This is a genomic window from Streptomyces sp. 15-116A (assembly GCF_025290915.1).
In the GTDB taxonomy this organism is placed as follows: Bacteria; Actinomycetota; Actinomycetes; order Streptomycetales; family Streptomycetaceae; genus Streptomyces.
Window position 1 is genome coordinate 22,402 of sequence record NZ_JAOCQE010000002.1, and the last position, 15,941, is coordinate 38,342.

A 15,941-nucleotide genomic window follows, 5' to 3' on the forward strand; every position below is an offset into this window, starting at 1 on the left:
CACGGCGTGACGGGGCCAGGTGGCCGGTCCCTTGTGTTGTGCCGGGGCGGTGTTCACGCGTCCTGAACAGTCGTCACGATTACGCGGCCCGCCGGTTGGCGGGGCCGTGGGAGACCCCACGCGATGAACTCCCTGCACACCATCGTTCCCTGTTCGCCTGCCCAACTGCTGGCTCCCGGAGCGCCGACGGCGCACACTCCGGCCGGGCTGGTCGGCGACACCCCGCTTCTGTGGGTGGGCGAACCGTTCTGCCCTGCCGGCCGCGGGTTCTGGGCGAAGCTCGAGGGCCACAATCCGGGCGGTATCAAGGACCGGACCGCGCTGTACATGGTGGCCCGTGCCCGCGAGCGCGGCGAGCTGCTGCCCGGAGCGCCGGTCGTGGAATCCACTTCCGGCACCCTGGGCCTGGGCCTGGCGCTGGCCGGCATCACGTTCGGGCATCCGGTGTCAGTGGTCACCGACCCCGGCATGGAGCCGCTGATGCGCGGCCTGCTGACCGCGTACGGCGCCGAGCTGCACCTGGTCACCGAGCCGCATCCGGTGGGCGGCTGGCAGCAGGCCCGCCGCGAGAAGGTCGACCAGCTGCTGGCGATGCAGCCCGATGCCTGGTGCCCGGATCAGTACCACAACCCCGACAACGTGGCCGCGTATGCGCCCCTGGCACGTGAACTGGTCGCCCAGCTGGGCCGGATCGACACGCTGGTGGTGAGCGTGGGCACCGGCGGACACTCGGCCGGGATCGGCCGGGTGCTGCGCGGCTTCTTCCCCAGGATGCGGATCGTGGGAGTGGACACCTGCGGCTCCACGATCTTCGGCCAGCCCGCCGGTCCGCGGCTGATGCGGGGACTGGGCTCCAGCATCTACCCGCGCAACGTCGACTACGCCCTGTTCGACGAGGTGCACTGGGTCGCCCCGGGCGAAGCGGTCTGGGCCGCCCGCGCCCTGGCACGGGCCCACTACGCCACGGGCGGATGGAGCGTGGGCGCGGTCGCCCTGGTCGCCCGCCACCTCGCCGCCACCTCCCCGGCGGAGACGAAGATCACCGCGGTCTTTCCCGACGGCCCACAACGCTACGTCGGGACGATCTTCGACGACGCCTGGTGCCACGAGCACCAGCTGCTCGGCCAGGAGCCGGCCGACGCCCCAAAGGAGCTGGCGCATCCCGGCGAGCGGGTCGTCTCCCGCTGGAGCCGCTGCACCACGGTCCTCGATCCCCTGGCCGGTACCAGCCGCACGGCCCCGGCCGGGCGCGGGCTGGCGGAGGCGGTCCGGTGAAGACGCTGGCAGCGACGACGCGGAGCTTTACTCCGGCAGTGCGGCTGTTGATGGTGAACCAGTTCGCCATCAACCTCGCCTTCTACATGCTCATGCCCTATCTCGCCGCTCACCTGGCCGGGGAGCTGGGGCTGGCGGCCTGGGCGGTCGGCCTCGTGCTGGGCGTGCGGAACTTCTCCCAGCAGGGCATGTTCCTGATCGGCGGCACCATCGCCGACCGCCTCGGCTACAAGGCCCCCATCATGGCCGGGTGTCTGCTGCGGACCGGCGGATTCGCCTTGCTGGGCTGGGTCGACAACCTACCCGCCCTGGTGGCCGCCTCAGCGGCCACCGGTTTCGCCGGCGCCCTGTTCAACCCCGCCGTACGCGCCTACCTCGCCGCCGAGGCCGGCGAGCGGCGAGTGGATGCCTTCGCCGCGTTCAACGTCTACTACCAGGCAGGGATGCTGCTGGGCCCGCTGGTCGGGCTCGCCCTGCTGGCCGCCGACTTCCGGCTGGTGTGCACAGTGGCCGCCGCCATCTTCGCCGCGCTCACCCTGCTCCAGGGCCGCGCACTGCCGGCGCGTCGCGCCACGGCTGCCGATGCGGACGGCGGGGACGGGGTCTTGGCGCAGTGGCGGCAGGTGGTCGCCAACCGGCCCTTCTTGCTGTTCTCGGGCGCGATGATCGGCTCCTACGTGCTGACCTTCCAGGTCTATCTGGCCCTGCCGATGGCCGCCGACGCCGCGCTGGGGGCCGACGGCACGAAAGTCACCAGCGGCCTGTTCGTGCTCTCCGCCGCAGTGGCGGTGGCCGGGCAGCTCAAGCTGACCGCCTGGGCGAAGGAGCGGTGGAGCCGTCCGCAGGCGATGGTGCGCGGGCTCGTCGCGATGGGCCTGGCCTTCACCCCCCTCGCCCTCACCCCGGCCGCCGGTACGGGGCCGTGGTACCTATCGGTCGAACTCGCGGCCTTGGCCGCGGCCGTGGTCCTGCTGGCCGCAGGAAGCGCGGTGGTCTACCCGCTGGAGATGGACACCGTCGTCGCGCTGGCCGGCAACCGGCTGGTGGCCACCCACTACGGCCTTTACAACACCGTCTCCGGCCTCGGCATCACGCTGGGGAACCTGGCCACCGGCGCGCTGTGGGACTTCGCCGCCGCCCATCACGCCATGTGGCTGACCTGGGCGGCCCTGACGGTGACCGGCCTGGGCGGTGCCGGTGCGGTGTATGCGCTGGCCCGCACCGGCCGTATCGGCGCCCCGGCACCCGTACCGGTCGCCGTGTGAGGAGCGGCCCCGCTCAGCCGGTCCGTCCGCGGCGTCCGTTGCGGGGCCGGGCTCGCGGACGGCCAGCGTGGCTGGCGGCAAGTCACCCCCGAGGACCATGAAGGTATCGGCGAGATTGAAGGTGGGCCACCAGCAGGTGTGCAGGTAGTCGGCGACCACACCGCCGACGGCCTCGCCGCGCCGCCGAGGGTCGCAAAGAGCGCCCCACTGCGGCGCTGGAGCGACGTCAGACGCCGGCGTAGGAGTGCAGGCCGGTGATGAACATATTGACGCCGTAGTAGTTGAAGATGAAGCAGGCGAAGGCGATCAGGACGAGGTAGGCGGCCTTGCGGCCCTTCCAGCCGGCGGTGGCGCGGGCGTGGAGGTAGCAGGCGTAGGCGACCCAGGTGATGAAGGACCAGGTCTCCTTGGGGTCCCAGCCCCAGTAGCGGCCCCAGGCGGCCTCGGCCCAGATCGCGCCCGCGATGATCGTGAACGTCCACAGCGGGAAGATGACCGCGTTGATGCGGTAGGCGAACTTGTCCAGGCTGGCCGCCGCGGGCAGGCGTCCCAGGATGGAGGAGGCAGCCGGACCCGGCTGCTTGCCCTGCGGGGAGGCGAGCTTGGTCTCGTACCGGTCCCGGAAGAGGTAGAGGACCGTGGCGAGAGCGCCGAGGTAGAACATCGCGCCGGAGATGATCGCGCAGGAGACGTGGATCCACAGCCAGTAGGAGTGCAGCGCGGGAACGAGCTGGTCACTGTCGGTGTACAGGACCGTCACGGCGAGACCGAGGTCGAGGAGGACGGAGGTGACCAGCGGCAGCCCGATCCAGCGGATGTTCTTGCCGAGGGCGAGAAAGAGGAGGTAACCGCCGACGGCGACCAGAGAGAAGGTGGTGGAGAACTCGTACATGTTGCCCCACGGGGCGCGCTGCACCGACAGGGTGCGGGCCACCACGCCGCCCAGGTGGACCAGGAACGCCAGCACGGTCAGGGAGATCGCGATCCGTCCGTACAGCTCCCCCTTCTCGTCGCCGGCCGCGGCTCCGGGACCGTCGGGCACGTCGCGGCTGCCGGTGGCGGAGCGGGTGGTGACCTCGGCTCGTTCCAGCACAGTGGTGCCGCCGGCCTTCCGGGTGGCCGTGACGGTGACCGCCGCAGGTGGGGCCGTGACCGTGTGCGGGGTGAGGGCGGCGGCGGTCCGGCCGACCTTGCTGCGGCTGCCGAAGACCCATTCCGTGATGTGTGCGAGGAAGGCGAGGGTGTAGACCGCCATCGCCGAATAGATCAGTACGTTGCTGATGGAGGCCATGTCCTCGTTGGCTGCGGCAGCGATGTTCACGGGCGCGCTCCTTGTGCGGGGTCGGCAGAGGCGGGAGTGGAGTCCTGGGCTGCGGGCAGGGCGGGGGCGTCGGGTCGCAGGGCGAGGGCCACAGCGGCGACTTCCTCAGGGAGCCTGGACCACTCGCTGCGGCCCAGGCCCGCGATCTCGACGACGGTGGTGCCGTCCTCGCCCAAGGTGGCCTTCACCCAGATCCGGCGGCGCTGGATGAACAGCGACGCCGACAGGCCCATCAGCGCCGCGAGGGCGCCGGCCAGGGCCAGGCCGTTGCCGGGACGGTGGGAGACCTGGAAGGTGGCCCATTCCTTGACGCCGTCGAAGCTCAAGGTGCCCGCACCGCCCGGCAGGGTCATCCTCTCGCCCGGCCGCAACATCTTCCTGAACTTCTGCCCCTTGGCGTCCGTGAACTGCTTCATGTTCTTCAGGTCGAGCTGGTAGACGTTCTGCGGCAGCCCTGAATCCAGACCCAAGTCGCCCCGGTAGGCCGTCAACGCCATGACCGGATAGTCCAGGGCGGGGAACTGCGAGAACATCGAGCCCGAGCCCGCGCCACCGAACGTCGGCACGAACACGCCCTGGAAGCCCAGTTGGTCCTTCTTTCCCTTGGCGTCCCGGTAGTTCGGGACCTTGATCACGCCGAGGGAGGTGACGTTGCTGTCCTGCGGAAGGAAGGCGACGGGTCCCTGGTAGGCGATCGTGCCCTGACCGTCCTTGACCGTGACGACGGGGGCGTAGCCGTGTCCGAGCAGGTAGACCTTCGACCCGCCGACTTCGAGCGGGTGGTTGACGGTGATGGTGCGGGAGCGCGGCTTTCCGTCGGCGCCTTCCCAGTAGGACACACGGGCGCGAAAGGTGCGCGGGGTGCCCTTCTGCGGGCCGGTGCGCTCGTAGGTCGCATCGAACCCCTTCAGCGTGAATCCGAACGGAGGCAGCTTCTCGCGGTCGAAGAGCGCCCCGGATTTCAGGTCGTCGTACTGGCTGAGGGTGTTGGAGAAGCCGTCGCCTTCCACGACCAGCTTGCCGCCCTCGGAGTTCCACAACTGGCCGGTGGCGAAAGCGACGAGCATGACGATCAGCGATATGTGGAAGACGAGGTTGCCCGCCTCCCTCAGATAGCCCTTCTCACAGGCCACCGCCTCCCCTTCGGCGCGCGTCCGGTAGCGCCTGGCCCTGAGCAGCCGGCGCGCCGCCTCCAGGACCTGCTCGGGTTCGGCCTCGGTGCGCCATGTGGTGTGCGCGGGCAGGCGGGTCAGGTTTCGCGGCGCAGCCGGCGGCCGTCCTCGCAGCTGCCCGACGAACTGCCAGGAGCGGGGCACGATGCAGCCGATGAGGGAGATGAACAGCAGGATGTAGATCGCCGAGAACCACACCGAGCCGTAGACGTTGAAGAGCTGCAGCTTCTCGGCGATCGGCCCGAGGATGTCGTGGTCAGCCTTGTACTGGTCCACCTTCGCCGGGTCGGTGCCGCGTTGCGGCATCAGCGATCCGGGGATCGAGGCGAGCGAGAGCAGGAACAGCAGGATCAGCGCGACGCGCATCGAGGTGAGCTGTCGCCAGCACCAGCGCGCCCAGCCGACCAGGCCCAGCGCCGGGATGCCGCCGTCCTCCAACGGGGCCGTGGACAGCTGAGCACCGGCGGCCCCGAGGGCCGGCTCCTCGGCCGCTGCAGAATTCGGGGAGTTCTCTGGCGATTCACCGGCCGTGCCGGGCGGGGGCATCGTGGTCTTGGACATTGATCAGTTCCCAGCGTTTGCACCGGCAGTGCGCCGGCGAGTGGTGATGCGGTCGCGTGCCGCACGGATGGTCACGGCGGCCAGGGCGGCGGTGGCAAGGGCAGCCTCGGGGAGCGGACCGAGCCGTGTGGCCGGTGTGAGCGAAGAGCGTCGAGGGACCTGGGCGACCAGCGCGGCCGGGACGAACTGGCCGGTGCGCTGGGGCACGGTGCCGTCGGGGAGGATGACGGCACTGACCCCGCTGGTGACGGGGACGAGAACGGTACGGCTGTGCTCGACGGCCCGCAGCCGGGACATGGCCAGCTGCTGGTAGGTCATCTCAGTGCGGCCGAAGGCCGTTCGGCGGATCCTCCTGAGGCAAGGTGGCGTTCTGACAGACCGAAGGGTGGATCCTGCCGCCGGCCGCCGTGGGCGGCACTCCGCTGGTCGGTTTCGCGGTCGCCCTGTGCGGTCTCGCCCCGCCAACTCCGGACGCTGGAGGCAAGGAGCGCCAACGCCACGGGCGCCAGCCACCACAGGGGCCACCGGGAGGACGCTGGCATAGAGCAGCAACCCGGACCCTGCGGCCTGGGCCGGGCGGAGCAGCCCTCCCAGTCGGCGCGGGCCTCCGGTGGGTGAGGGCCCGGCGGTACCTGAGCGGATCTGCCTGCTGGCAGAGGTGCAAGGGACGGTCATACGGTGCCGCCCGGCCGCTCGCAGGGGGCGGTTGAGGTGGTCGTCATCGTGCCGCGTCCGTCTGCTTGCCCTGGGCGAGCAGCGGCAGGTCGTGCGCGAAGGACTTAAGCGGGGTGTTGGTCAGGTACACCACGTGCGCTTTGTCGTCCGTGGGCAGGAAGGCCACGACCTGGCCGCCGTGGGAGGAGGTGACGCTGCCGTCGTGGTGCTTGGTGGGGTCCTCGACGCTGATGCCGAGCGGACGAGCGGCCGCCTTGATCTTTTCCAGGTCGCCGCTCAGCCCGATGAAGTTGTGGTCGAAGGCGGCCAGCCATTTGCCCAGCGCCTTCGGAGTGTCGCGCTCCGGGTCGGTGGTGACGAACACGACGTCGGTCTTGTCGCGAACATCCTTGGGCTGTTCCTTCAGCGCCAGGGCGATGTCGCCGAGGGTGGTGGGGCACACGTCGGGGCAGTTGGTGTAGCCGAAGAACAACAGCACAGCCCGCCCCGCGGTCTTCTTGCGCAGGTCGAACGGTTTGCCGGTGGTGTCGGTGAGCACCAGGTCCGGCTTGCTGAAGTAGGGCGCCTCAAGCTCGCTGCCCTGGTAGAGGGAATCATCAGCGGACCGGGAAACGGCAGCATCCTGGCTGGAGGCGGCCGGGCCGGTGGAGCCGCACGCGGCCAGCGTCACTGCGGCGGCCATGGCCACGGCGGCCACTGCGGCCCGCTGGCGCCATGCAGTTGGCGGGTTCATCAGAGGTGCTTCCGATCGTTCTTCGACTGCGGTGGCCGGGTTTCAGGCGGGCTCGGCCGCAGTGGTGCCGAGCAGGGTCTGCAGCAGGTGGCGGCCGCGGTCGGTGAGCCCGTACATGACCAGGCGGCCGTCCCGACGCGAGGTGGCAAGCCCGGCCGTGCGCAGCTGCCGCAGGTGGTGAGAGACCAGGTTCTGCGCCTGGCCGACCACCCAGGAAACGTCGCACACACACAGCTCTCCTCCCTCGGCCAGGGCGGCGGCCACGCCCAGGCGGGTCGGATCGGCCAGCGCCTTGGCCGCGGCGGCGGCCTGCTCCAGGCCGGGCAGCTGAGGCATACGGGCGCGGATCTCCTCGGCCACCGGCAGGTCCAGGCACAGCAGGTCACAGGAATCCGGCCGTTCCACACTCACCACAAACTTCCTTCACTCGTTGTCATGTGCTGCCCGCGCTTCACCTGGTGTCGGATCGCGGGGTTGGGCGGGGGTGTCAGATGCCGACGGTGAAGCCGGCGGACCAGGACTGCATCTGGCTGATCAGGTAGCTCCACACGCCGGTGACCATGAGCAGGCCGGTGGCGATCATCATGGAGCCGCCGATGCGCATCACCCACTGGTAGTGGGACTTGACCCAGGCGAAGACGCCCAGCGCCTTGCGGAAGGCCAGACCGGCGGCCAGGAAGGGCAGGCCCAGGCCCGCGCAGTAGGCGACGGTCAGCACCGCCCCGCGGCCGGCGCTGGCTTCGGTGAAGGCCAGGGCCTGGACGGCGGCCAGGGTGGGGCCGATGCACGGGGTCCAGCCCAGTCCGAACAGCACGCCCAGCATCGGGGCGCCGGCCAGGCCGGCCGCCGGTCGGCGGTGCAGCCGCCACTCCCGGCTCATGCCGGGCAGGACACCCATGAAGGACAGGCCCATCACGATGGTCGCGCCGCCCAGGACACGGATGAGCAGGTCCTGGTATTCGAGCAGGGTGTTGCCCGCGTAGCCGAACGCGGCGCCGAAGGAGACGAACACGGCCGTGAATCCGGCGAGGAACAGCAGTGTGCCGGCCAGGATGCGCCCGCGTCGTGCCTCGGCCAGGTCCGCCCCGCTCATCCCGGTGACGTAGGACAGGTAGCCGGGCACCAGCGGCAGCACGCAGGGGGAGAAGAAGGAGACGGCTCCGGCCAGCGCCGCGATCGGCAGCGCCAGCAGCAGCGAGCCGGTCAGCACCGTGGTCTCCAAGCCCGCGGCCATCACCATGGCTCAGCCCTCCTTCAGCAGCGGGTCGATCAGCTTGCGCAGCTCGGTCTCACTCAGCGCCTTCAGCGCGCGGGCGGCGATCCGGCCCTTGGCGTCGATGACGACCGTGCTGGGGATCGCGGAGGGCGAGATGGTCCCCTTGAACTTCAGCAGCTGCCGCCCGGCCGGATCCCACAGGCTGGGATAGGTGATGCCGAAGCCCTTCTCGAAGTTCAGCGCGTTGGTCTTCGTGGCGTCCCGGGTGTTGATGCCCAAGAACGCGACGCCCTGGTCGCGGGTGTCCTCGAAGACCTTCTGCAGGTGCGGTGCCTCGGCCCGGCAGGGCGCGCACCATGAGCCCCACACGTTGATGACCACGATCTTGCCGCGGTAGTCGGCCAGCGCGGTCTGCTCACCGGTGAGGGTCTCGCCCCGCAGATCGGGCGCGGCCTGCCGGTCGGCGGCCGGGATCTGCAGCAGCTGCCGGTCGGCTGCCTTGTCCGCCGAGGACGGGGCGCCATTGCTCTGCGTGGCGCAGCCCGCGGCGGTCAGCACGGCAAGGCCGAGGGCGAGGACGGCGGCGCGGCGCGGTATCCGTGCACCAGCTTCGGCAGGAGTGGATCTCATCGTTACGTCGAGCCTTCGGTGTGACGGGAGCCGGAAGAGGGGGTTAGACGAGCGTGGTCCAGTACAGCCAGAACCGCTCAAGGATCAGCACGGCGATGAGCACGTACCAGGCGGTGAGCACCACTCCGTGGTAGCCGGCCGCAGCCGTCGCCCACTGGCGCACCCGGTCCGGCACGGGCAGATAGCCGCGGGTGAGGATGTGCACGGTGGTGTACCAGAAGACGGGGATCATCACGGTCCACACGACCATGCAGTACGGGCACAGCGCGCCGATCCGGTACAGGCTCTGGAAGATCAACCAGTGGACGAAGACCACTCCGAAGACGACTGCGGCCTCCAGCCCCCACCAGAACCAGCGCGGCAGGACCGCCCCGGTCAGCAGCACCATCCCCAGCGCGGTCACCACCGCGAACCCGGCGATGCCCAGCAGCGGGTTGGGGAAGCCGAACACCTCCGCCTGCGGCGTGGTCATCACCGAACCGCAGCTGAGCACCGGGTTGATGCTGCACGACGGGCTGTAGGACGGGTCCTTCAGCAGGGCGATCTTCTCCACCGCCAACGTGAAGGCGGCCAGGAAACCGACCGCCCCGCCGACGGTGAGCACCACAGCCAGCATGCGCTGCCCCACCGCCCCAGTGCCCTCGACACCCCCAGCCTGCGACCGGGCGGACGCGACGGTGACACTCACCTGGCCAGCTCCGCGTCGATGGCCGCCCTGAAGTCGTCCACCGACTGGATCTGCGGCCTTTGGCCGTTGACGAAGAACGTCGGCGTGCCCTGCACCCCGAGCGCGAGACCGTCCTGGCGGTCCTTCTCGACCCGCTTCGCGGTGGCCGGGTCCTTCCAGTCCGCCTCGAACTTCTTCATGTCCAGCCCGAGCTCCTTGGCGAAGCCGCGGAAGGTCTTCTCGTGCGAGACCTGCTGATCCCCCCAGCTCTCCTGGGTCTCGTACATCTTCTGGTACATCGCTTCCAGCTTGCCCTGCTTGGCGGCGGCCTCCACCGCACGCGCGGCCAGCTCGGCGTTCTTGTGGCTGGGGATCGGGAAGTAGCGCATCACGAACGTGACCCGGCCCGCGTACTCCTTGCGCAGCTGCTCCACGTGCGGGAAGGCGGCCCGGCACGACTCGCACTCCAGGTCCAGGAACTCCACGACCGTCACCTTGCCGTCCTTCGCCGTCGACAGCCGGTGACTGTCGGAGCGGACCAGCACCGAAGCGGGCGCGGCCCTGCCCTGTCCGGCGTCTGCCTGGGCCGAGGCGCCAGTTGAGACATCAGGCGTGCGGTTGGCCGCCAGCAGCGCGGCGACGACAGCCATGGCGATGACAACCAGGGCCAGGGAGATCTTCAGGTTCTTCGTCATGGGGCCTCAACCGGACAGCGGCAGGAGTACGGGCGGACGCGCCGCACCTCGGGTCACCCCGGCGGTCCCCCCGCGACGCATCGACACACTAACGGACGTTGGAATGGGCTCCGCCACCGGGTGGTGGGCAGGAGAACTTCCCGCCGCCGTGTCACCCGGTCGGCGTACCGTCCTGTGCCGTGCGCGGCGTCCTCGACCACCAACACGCGCATGCTCGTAACCCCCGATACTGCGTTGCGCCGGGTAGCCGACAGCTGTGCCGTGCGCGGGCACCCGGCTCGAACGGGGCGCCCTGACACCCACCGCCGCAGCGCGCCTCTAAACGGCGTGGAGCCTGGATGTTCTACTGGGGGAGGGTCTGTGGCCGTCGTCAGAGGGCAGGGATGGGTGCGCTCGGCAACAGGCGGAGAACAGGCGGATCCAATGAGCGAGTCACCAGCCGATCGCCAGGCCATCCACGAAGAGATGGAGCGGGCCCGTAGGACGTTCCACGGGCTGCTCAACACCGCTGACGGGGCCGATTTGGGTCGGCGCACGAACGGTACACGGTGGACCAATCAGCAGCTGCTGTTCCACATGCTCTTCGGTTACATACTGATCCGGCCGCTGTTGCGCCTGCTGCGGATCTTCGGCCACCTACCCCGCGGTGTCAGCCGAACCTTCGCCCGGCTCCTGAATGCCGGGACCAAACCCTTCGACGTCATCAACTATCTCGGCCCGCTCGGTGGTGCGAAGGTCCTTGGCCGCCGACGCATGGGCAAGGCGTTCGACCGGGTGATCGCTGACCTGCACCGGCGCCTCGACGCCGAGCGGGAGACCGACCTCGCGCTCGCCATGCACTACCCCACTCGCTGGGATCCGTTCTTCCGCGACGTCATGACCGTCGCGGACCTCTACCGCTACCCCACCCAGCACTTCGACTTCCATCGCCAACAGCTGACGCTGACCCCTGAGCCCTGACGCTCGCCGGTTCCCCTGTGCTGCCGCCGCGTTTTCGGTGCGATGAGCGTGCTGGAGAACCCCTGGGACGACCTCTGGTTCTACTCGAGCCCCGTGTTCGTCAACTGGTTCTACTCGAACCCCGGGTTCGTCAACGTCCGCTAGATCAGGCCGGCCGGTCCCCCGCCGCCCCCAGCGGCGGGCAACCGACGCGTCTCGGGTGAGCGATCGACTGGGAGGCGGGACTGAGTGGTCCAGGGGTGAGACCGGCCTCCTGAACCACTCAGTCGGCGGCCGCCGGGGCGGCGTCGCGGTCTTGGCCGGGGTGGCGCCAGGACAGGACGACGACGGCGATGCCGCCGCAGACGATGAAGACGTCGGCGAGGTTGAAGGTGGGCCACCAGCCGGTGTGCAGGTAGTCGGTGACCACCTTGTCGCCTGCGCGGTCGATCAGGTTGGCGGTGGCCCCGCCGAGGATCGCGCCGATGGCCAGGGTCAGAGCGCGGCCACTGGTGGCGGCGGTGCGCCAGCCGTAGACGGCCACCGCGAGGGTGATGGCGGCGGTGACCGCGATGACGACCCAGGCCGGGGCCTCGGCGGCGAAGCTGAAGGCGACCCCGGGGTTGTAGGCCAGGCGCAGGTCCAACAGGCCGCCCTCGAGGGGGTTGCCGGCCAGGTTGGACTGGGCCCAGGCTTTCGCGGACAGGTCGAAGCCGGCCAGCGCGGCGGCGGTGACCAGGAAGGTCACGCGCCGCCGCGTGGCGGGGCGTCGCACCGTGGTGGTGGACTGGGCCATGCCCTTTACACTCCCGCGGTCTCGGGAACCGCCTGCTTGGCGGCCGACTTGGCGGCGGCGGGCGCAGGCGGCAGCGGCTTGGCGCGGCCGGCGCGTACGCCGTTGCCGATGACGACGATCTCGGCGAGTTCGTGGACGGCCACGACCGCGGCCAGTCCCAGGACGCCGAAGGCGGCCAGCGGTATCAGTGCGCCGATCAGGGCCAGGGACAGGCCGACGTTCTGCAGCATGATCGCGCGGGAGCGGCGGGCGTGGTCCAGGGCCTGGGGAAGGTGGCGCAGGTCCTCACCCATGAGGGCCACGTCGGCGGTTTCGATGGCCACGTCGGTGCCCATCGCGCCCATCGCGATACCGATGTCGGCGGTGGCCAGCGCGGGGGCGTCGTTGACGCCGTCGCCGACCATGGCGGTGGGGCGCTGCTCGCGCATGCCGCGCACCAGGGTGGACTTGTCCTCCGGGCGCAGGTCGGCGTGGACCTCGGTGATGCCGGCCTGGGCGGCCAGGGCGGCAGCGGTGCGCTCGTTGTCGCCGGTGAGCATCGCCACCTGGTAGCCGGCGGCCTTGAGCCGGGCGACGACCTCGGCGGCCTCGGCGCGCAGTTCGTCGCGGACCGCGACGGCTCCGATCAACGCCCCGTCGTACTCGACCAGGACCGCGGTGGCTCCGGCGGCCTGCATGGCGGCGACGTCATCGGCGAGGGGACCTGCGTCGATCCAGCCGGGCCGGCCCAGGCGTGCGGAGCGGCCGTCGAGGGTGCCGGTCAGGCCGGCGCCGGTGACGGCTTCCACGTCGGCGGCCTGCTCGTGTTCGGGTACGGCGGCCAGGATCGCGCGGGCAAGCGGGTGCTCGCTGCGCGCCTCCAGGGCGGCGGCGATGCGCAGCACCTGCTCGCGGCTCTGGCCGTCGGTGGCGGCGACCTGGACGACCTTGGGCTCGTTGCGGGTCAGGGTGCCGGTCTTGTCCAGCGCCACCGCGCGGATCCGGCCCAGGCTCTCCAGGGCGGCGCCGCCCTTGACCAGGACGCCGAGCTTGCTGGCCGCGCCGATCGCGGCGACCACGCTGACGGGCACGGAGATGGCCAGCGCGCACGGCGAGGCCGCGACCAGCACCACCAGGGCGCGTTCGATCCAGGTGCGGGGCTCACCGAACACGCTGCCGGTGACGGCGATGACCGCGGCGAGGATCATGATGCCGGGCACCAGCGGCTTTGCGATCTTGTCGGCGAGACGCTGGGCGGCGCCCTTACGGGACTGCTCCGCCTCGACTATCTTCACGATCCGGGCGAGGGAGTTGTCCGCGGCGGTGGCGGTGACCTCGACCTCGAGGACGCCGTTGCCGTTGATCGAACCGGCGTACACCTGGTCGCCCTCACCGGCCTCCACCGGCACGGACTCGCCGGTCAGCGCGGAGACGTCCAGCGCCGAGCGGCCGGTGCGGATCGTGCCGTCGGTGGCCAGGCGCTCGCCCGGCTTGACGAGGAGTATGTCGCCGATGGTGAGGGTGGCCGGGTCGATGGTGACCTGGGCGCCGTCGCGCAGCACGGTGGCTTCGTTCGGGACCAGGTTCAGCAGCGCGCGCAGCCCGCGGCGGGTGCGGGCCAGGGAGTACTCCTCCAGGCCCTCGCTGATGGAGTAGAGGAAGGCCAGCATGGCCGCCTCTTCGACCTCGCCGAGGATGACCGCGCCGACGGCGGCGATCGTCATCAGCGTGCCGACGCCGATCTTGCCCTTGGCCAGGCGGCGCAGCGTGCCGGGGACGAACGTCCAGGCACCTGCGGCCAGTGCGAGGGCGTTCAGGCCGAGTTCTACCGACTCCGGCCCGCCGGCCAGCGAGGTGATGAAGCCGGCCAGCAGGAAGACTCCGGCCACGGCGGCCCACTGGAGCTCACTGACCTGCCACAGCCGTTCCGGAGCCGACTCCTCGGCCTCTTCCCCGGTGCGCGGCTCGTCGCCGCTGCATCCGCACGCGTCACCCATTACGCGATCCCTTCGTTCTCAGTACCGGCCGCAGGACGGCCGTAGTTCGGGCACAGCTCAACGGCTTCGCCGGTCGCGGCCAGCAGCCCCTCGGCGGCGGACAGCAGCTCCAGCAGTTCGGGGCGCGCCAGGAAGTACCACGAGGCGCGGCCCTCGGGCCGGGAGTCGATCAGAGCGCAGTCCCGCAGGCACGCCAGGTGCGAGGAGACCGTCGACTGCGCCAGGTGCAGCTCGCTGCACAGGTCCACCACCCGTGCCTCACCGGCGGCCAGCCGCCGCATGATCGCCAGCCGCGTGGGATCCGCCAGACCGCGGAACAGCGCAGCCGCGGCCCCCAACTCGACGCGCGGTTCGGTGGCCGCGCCCCCACTATTCATCGCCATGTGCCGATGATAGCGTAATCGCTAACTGATCGGTCAAGTCCGATGACAGCGGGGAATCCCGCTCCTGTTCGGGGAGGTTGCAATGACGCAGTCACAGGACACACGGCGCTGGTGGGCGCTGGCGGCGCTCGGGGTGGGGGTGCTGACCCTGGGCTTCGACATCACGATCATGAACGTGGCGCTGCCCACGATCGCCACCGAGCTGTCGGTGGGCACCGACGCGCTGCAGTGGATGGTCAACGCCTATGTGCTGGTGCTGGCCGGTCTGATGCTGGCCTGCGGCGCGCTCGGCGACCGCTACGGCCGCAAAAGGCTCATCCAGATCGGCCTGCTGGTGTTCGCCCTCGCGTCGGCCCTCGCGGCCTGGGCCGATTCTGCCGGGGTGGTCATCGCCGCCCGCGCGCTCATGGGCGTCGGCGGGGCCATCCTGCTGCCGATCGCGTTCGCCGTGCTCGCGGTGCTCTTCGCACCCCACGAGCGCGGCCGGGCGGTCTCGGTACTGGTGATGGGCCTGGGCGTGGGCATCCCCCTCGGCCCGATCATCGGCGGATACCTGCTGCAGCACTACTGGTGGGGCTCGATCTTCCTGATCAACGTGCCGGTGGTCGCGATCGCCATGGTCGCGATCGCCCTGCTGCTGCCCGAGTCCCGCGACCCGGCTCCGCCCCGCCCGGACGTACCCGGCGGACTGCTCTCCACGGCCGGACTGGTGGCCCTGGTCTACGGGCTGATCGAGGCCCCCGGCCGCGGCTGGGGCGAGCCCTTGGTACTGGGCACCCTCGCGGTGGGTCTCGTGCTGCTCGCCCTCTTCGTACGGTGGGAACTGCGCACCCCCCAGCCGATGATCGACCTGCGGCTGTTTCGCCGGGCCCAGTTCCTGTGGGGCAGCCTGGCCGGCGTCCTGGTCACCTTCGGCATGCTCGGCCTGCTCTTCGTGGTGCCCCAGTACCTGCAGCTGGTCCAGGGCTACGACGCGCTCGGGACCGGCCTGCGGCTGCTGCCCCTGATCGGCGGCCTGGTGGTGGGCGCCCCGGCGGGAGAAAAACTGGCCGCCCGGACCGGATACCGCCTCCCGGTCACCGTCGGGCTGCTGGTGCTGGCCGGGGGCCTGGCCGTCGGCGCGGCCACCGACGTGGACACCGGATACGGCTTCGTGGCGGGCTGGCTGGCCGTGGTGGGCCTGGGCATCGGCATGGCGCTGTCGCCTGCGATGGAGGCAGTCCTGGGGGCGCTGCCGCCCGAGCGGTCAGGATCCGGTACCGCCATCACCATGACCCTGCGCCAGGCCGGGGGTGCCCTCGGGGTGGCGGTGCTCGGCAGCCTGCTCGCCCAGGGCTACACCGACAAGCTGGCCACGCCATCCCAACTGCCTGTCCCGGCCGCCGACGCCGCCCGTGACTCCGTCGCCGGGGCCCTGGCCGTCGCCGAACGCCTGAACCTGCCCGCGCTGGCCGACTCGGCGAAGGACGCCTACGTCCACGGAATGACCCTCGTCCTGCTCGCCACCGCCGCCATCGCACTGCTCAGCGCCGCACTGACCGCGGCGTTCCTGCGCGGCCGCCCCGCCCCGAGTGCCGACACCCCCGCGGAACACAGCCTGGCGTGACCCGACCGTGAGACCCGGAACGCCGCGGGGC

The 15,941-nt window shown here is 70.7% G+C and carries 15 protein-coding genes and 1 pseudogene; 4 read left to right on the forward strand and 12 right to left on the reverse strand.

The window, feature by feature from the left end; translation table 11 throughout:
* The first annotated feature begins 123 nt into the window (after window positions 1-123).
* Both N4P33_RS00665 and N4P33_RS00670 read left to right on the forward strand, forming a co-directional pair.
* On the forward strand, window positions 124-1,275 hold the full coding sequence (locus N4P33_RS00665; protein ID WP_260824180.1) for a PLP-dependent cysteine synthase family protein: 1,152 nt from the start codon (window positions 124-126) through the stop codon (window positions 1,273-1,275).
* Window positions 1,272-2,540, forward strand: coding sequence for an MFS transporter (locus tag N4P33_RS00670; protein WP_260824181.1), 1,269 nt, complete (start codon window positions 1,272-1,274; stop codon window positions 2,538-2,540). The genes N4P33_RS00665 and N4P33_RS00670 overlap by 4 nt, the downstream gene beginning before the upstream one ends.
* A 226-nt stretch (window positions 2,541-2,766) precedes the next feature.
* Here N4P33_RS00670 and ccsB read toward each other — a convergent pair whose 3' ends face one another.
* From ccsB to N4P33_RS00715, 9 genes and pseudogenes are all read right to left on the reverse strand, one after another.
* Window positions 2,767-3,861: a c-type cytochrome biogenesis protein CcsB gene (ccsB, locus tag N4P33_RS00675; protein WP_260824182.1), complete on the reverse strand. Its 1,095-nt coding sequence runs from the start codon at window positions 3,859-3,861 to the stop codon at window positions 2,767-2,769.
* Window positions 3,858-5,594 (reverse strand): cytochrome c biogenesis protein ResB, encoded by a 1,737-nt coding sequence (locus N4P33_RS00680; protein WP_394854397.1) that lies wholly within the window; start codon window positions 5,592-5,594, stop codon window positions 3,858-3,860. The genes ccsB and N4P33_RS00680 overlap by 4 nt, the downstream gene beginning before the upstream one ends.
* A 3-nt stretch (window positions 5,595-5,597) precedes the next feature.
* Window positions 5,598-5,927: pseudogene (locus N4P33_RS00685) on the reverse strand (apolipoprotein N-acyltransferase); the annotation flags it as partial.
* A gap of 385 nt (window positions 5,928-6,312) precedes the next feature.
* Window positions 6,313-7,002: an SCO family protein gene (locus tag N4P33_RS00690; RefSeq protein ID WP_260824183.1), complete on the reverse strand. Its 690-nt coding sequence runs from the start codon at window positions 7,000-7,002 to the stop codon at window positions 6,313-6,315.
* Between the two features lie 42 nt (window positions 7,003-7,044).
* The gene (locus N4P33_RS00695) at window positions 7,045-7,413 is read right to left on the reverse strand and encodes a metalloregulator ArsR/SmtB family transcription factor (protein WP_260824184.1); all 369 of its coding nucleotides are present in this window, start codon (window positions 7,411-7,413) and stop codon (window positions 7,045-7,047) included.
* A 76-nt stretch (window positions 7,414-7,489) separates the two neighbouring features.
* Window positions 7,490-8,242 (reverse strand): cytochrome c biogenesis CcdA family protein, encoded by a 753-nt coding sequence (locus N4P33_RS00700; protein ID WP_260824185.1) that lies wholly within the window; start codon window positions 8,240-8,242, stop codon window positions 7,490-7,492.
* 3 nt (window positions 8,243-8,245) lie between these two features.
* Window positions 8,246-8,848 (reverse strand): TlpA disulfide reductase family protein, encoded by a 603-nt coding sequence (locus tag N4P33_RS00705; protein ID WP_260824186.1) that lies wholly within the window; start codon window positions 8,846-8,848, stop codon window positions 8,246-8,248.
* Between the two features lie 43 nt (window positions 8,849-8,891).
* Window positions 8,892-9,536 (reverse strand): vitamin K epoxide reductase family protein, encoded by a 645-nt coding sequence (locus tag N4P33_RS00710; protein WP_260824187.1) that lies wholly within the window; start codon window positions 9,534-9,536, stop codon window positions 8,892-8,894.
* Window positions 9,533-10,210, reverse strand: coding sequence for a DsbA family protein (locus N4P33_RS00715; protein WP_260824188.1), 678 nt, complete (start codon window positions 10,208-10,210; stop codon window positions 9,533-9,535). Before N4P33_RS00715 ends, N4P33_RS00710 begins: the two co-directional genes overlap by 4 nt.
* A gap of 360 nt (window positions 10,211-10,570) precedes the next feature.
* Between N4P33_RS00715 and N4P33_RS00720 the strand changes: the two genes are divergently transcribed.
* Window positions 10,571-11,170: a DinB family protein gene (locus N4P33_RS00720; protein WP_260824189.1), complete on the forward strand. Its 600-nt coding sequence runs from the start codon at window positions 10,571-10,573 to the stop codon at window positions 11,168-11,170.
* Between the two features lie 262 nt (window positions 11,171-11,432).
* Here the strand turns inward: N4P33_RS00720 and N4P33_RS00725 are convergent, their stop codons facing one another.
* Genes N4P33_RS00725 through N4P33_RS00735 form a run of 3 tightly spaced genes read right to left on the reverse strand, consistent with a single transcriptional unit; the run spans window position 11,433 to window position 14,298 of the window.
* Window positions 11,433-11,945 carry a signal peptidase II gene (locus tag N4P33_RS00725; RefSeq protein WP_260824190.1) on the reverse strand — a complete coding sequence of 171 codons (513 nt, stop codon included), beginning with the start codon at window positions 11,943-11,945 and terminating at the stop codon, window positions 11,433-11,435.
* A gap of 5 nt (window positions 11,946-11,950) precedes the next feature.
* Window positions 11,951-13,921: a cation-translocating P-type ATPase gene (locus tag N4P33_RS00730; protein ID WP_260824191.1), complete on the reverse strand. Its 1,971-nt coding sequence runs from the start codon at window positions 13,919-13,921 to the stop codon at window positions 11,951-11,953.
* The gene (locus tag N4P33_RS00735; protein WP_359659004.1) at window positions 13,921-14,298 is read right to left on the reverse strand and encodes a metalloregulator ArsR/SmtB family transcription factor; all 378 of its coding nucleotides are present in this window, start codon (window positions 14,296-14,298) and stop codon (window positions 13,921-13,923) included. The genes N4P33_RS00730 and N4P33_RS00735 overlap by 1 nt, the downstream gene beginning before the upstream one ends.
* 88 nt (window positions 14,299-14,386) lie before the next feature.
* Between N4P33_RS00735 and N4P33_RS00740 the strand changes: the two genes are divergently transcribed.
* Window positions 14,387-15,910 (forward strand): MFS transporter, encoded by a 1,524-nt coding sequence (locus tag N4P33_RS00740; RefSeq protein WP_260824193.1) that lies wholly within the window; start codon window positions 14,387-14,389, stop codon window positions 15,908-15,910.
* Window positions 15,911-15,941 lie beyond the last annotated feature (31 nt).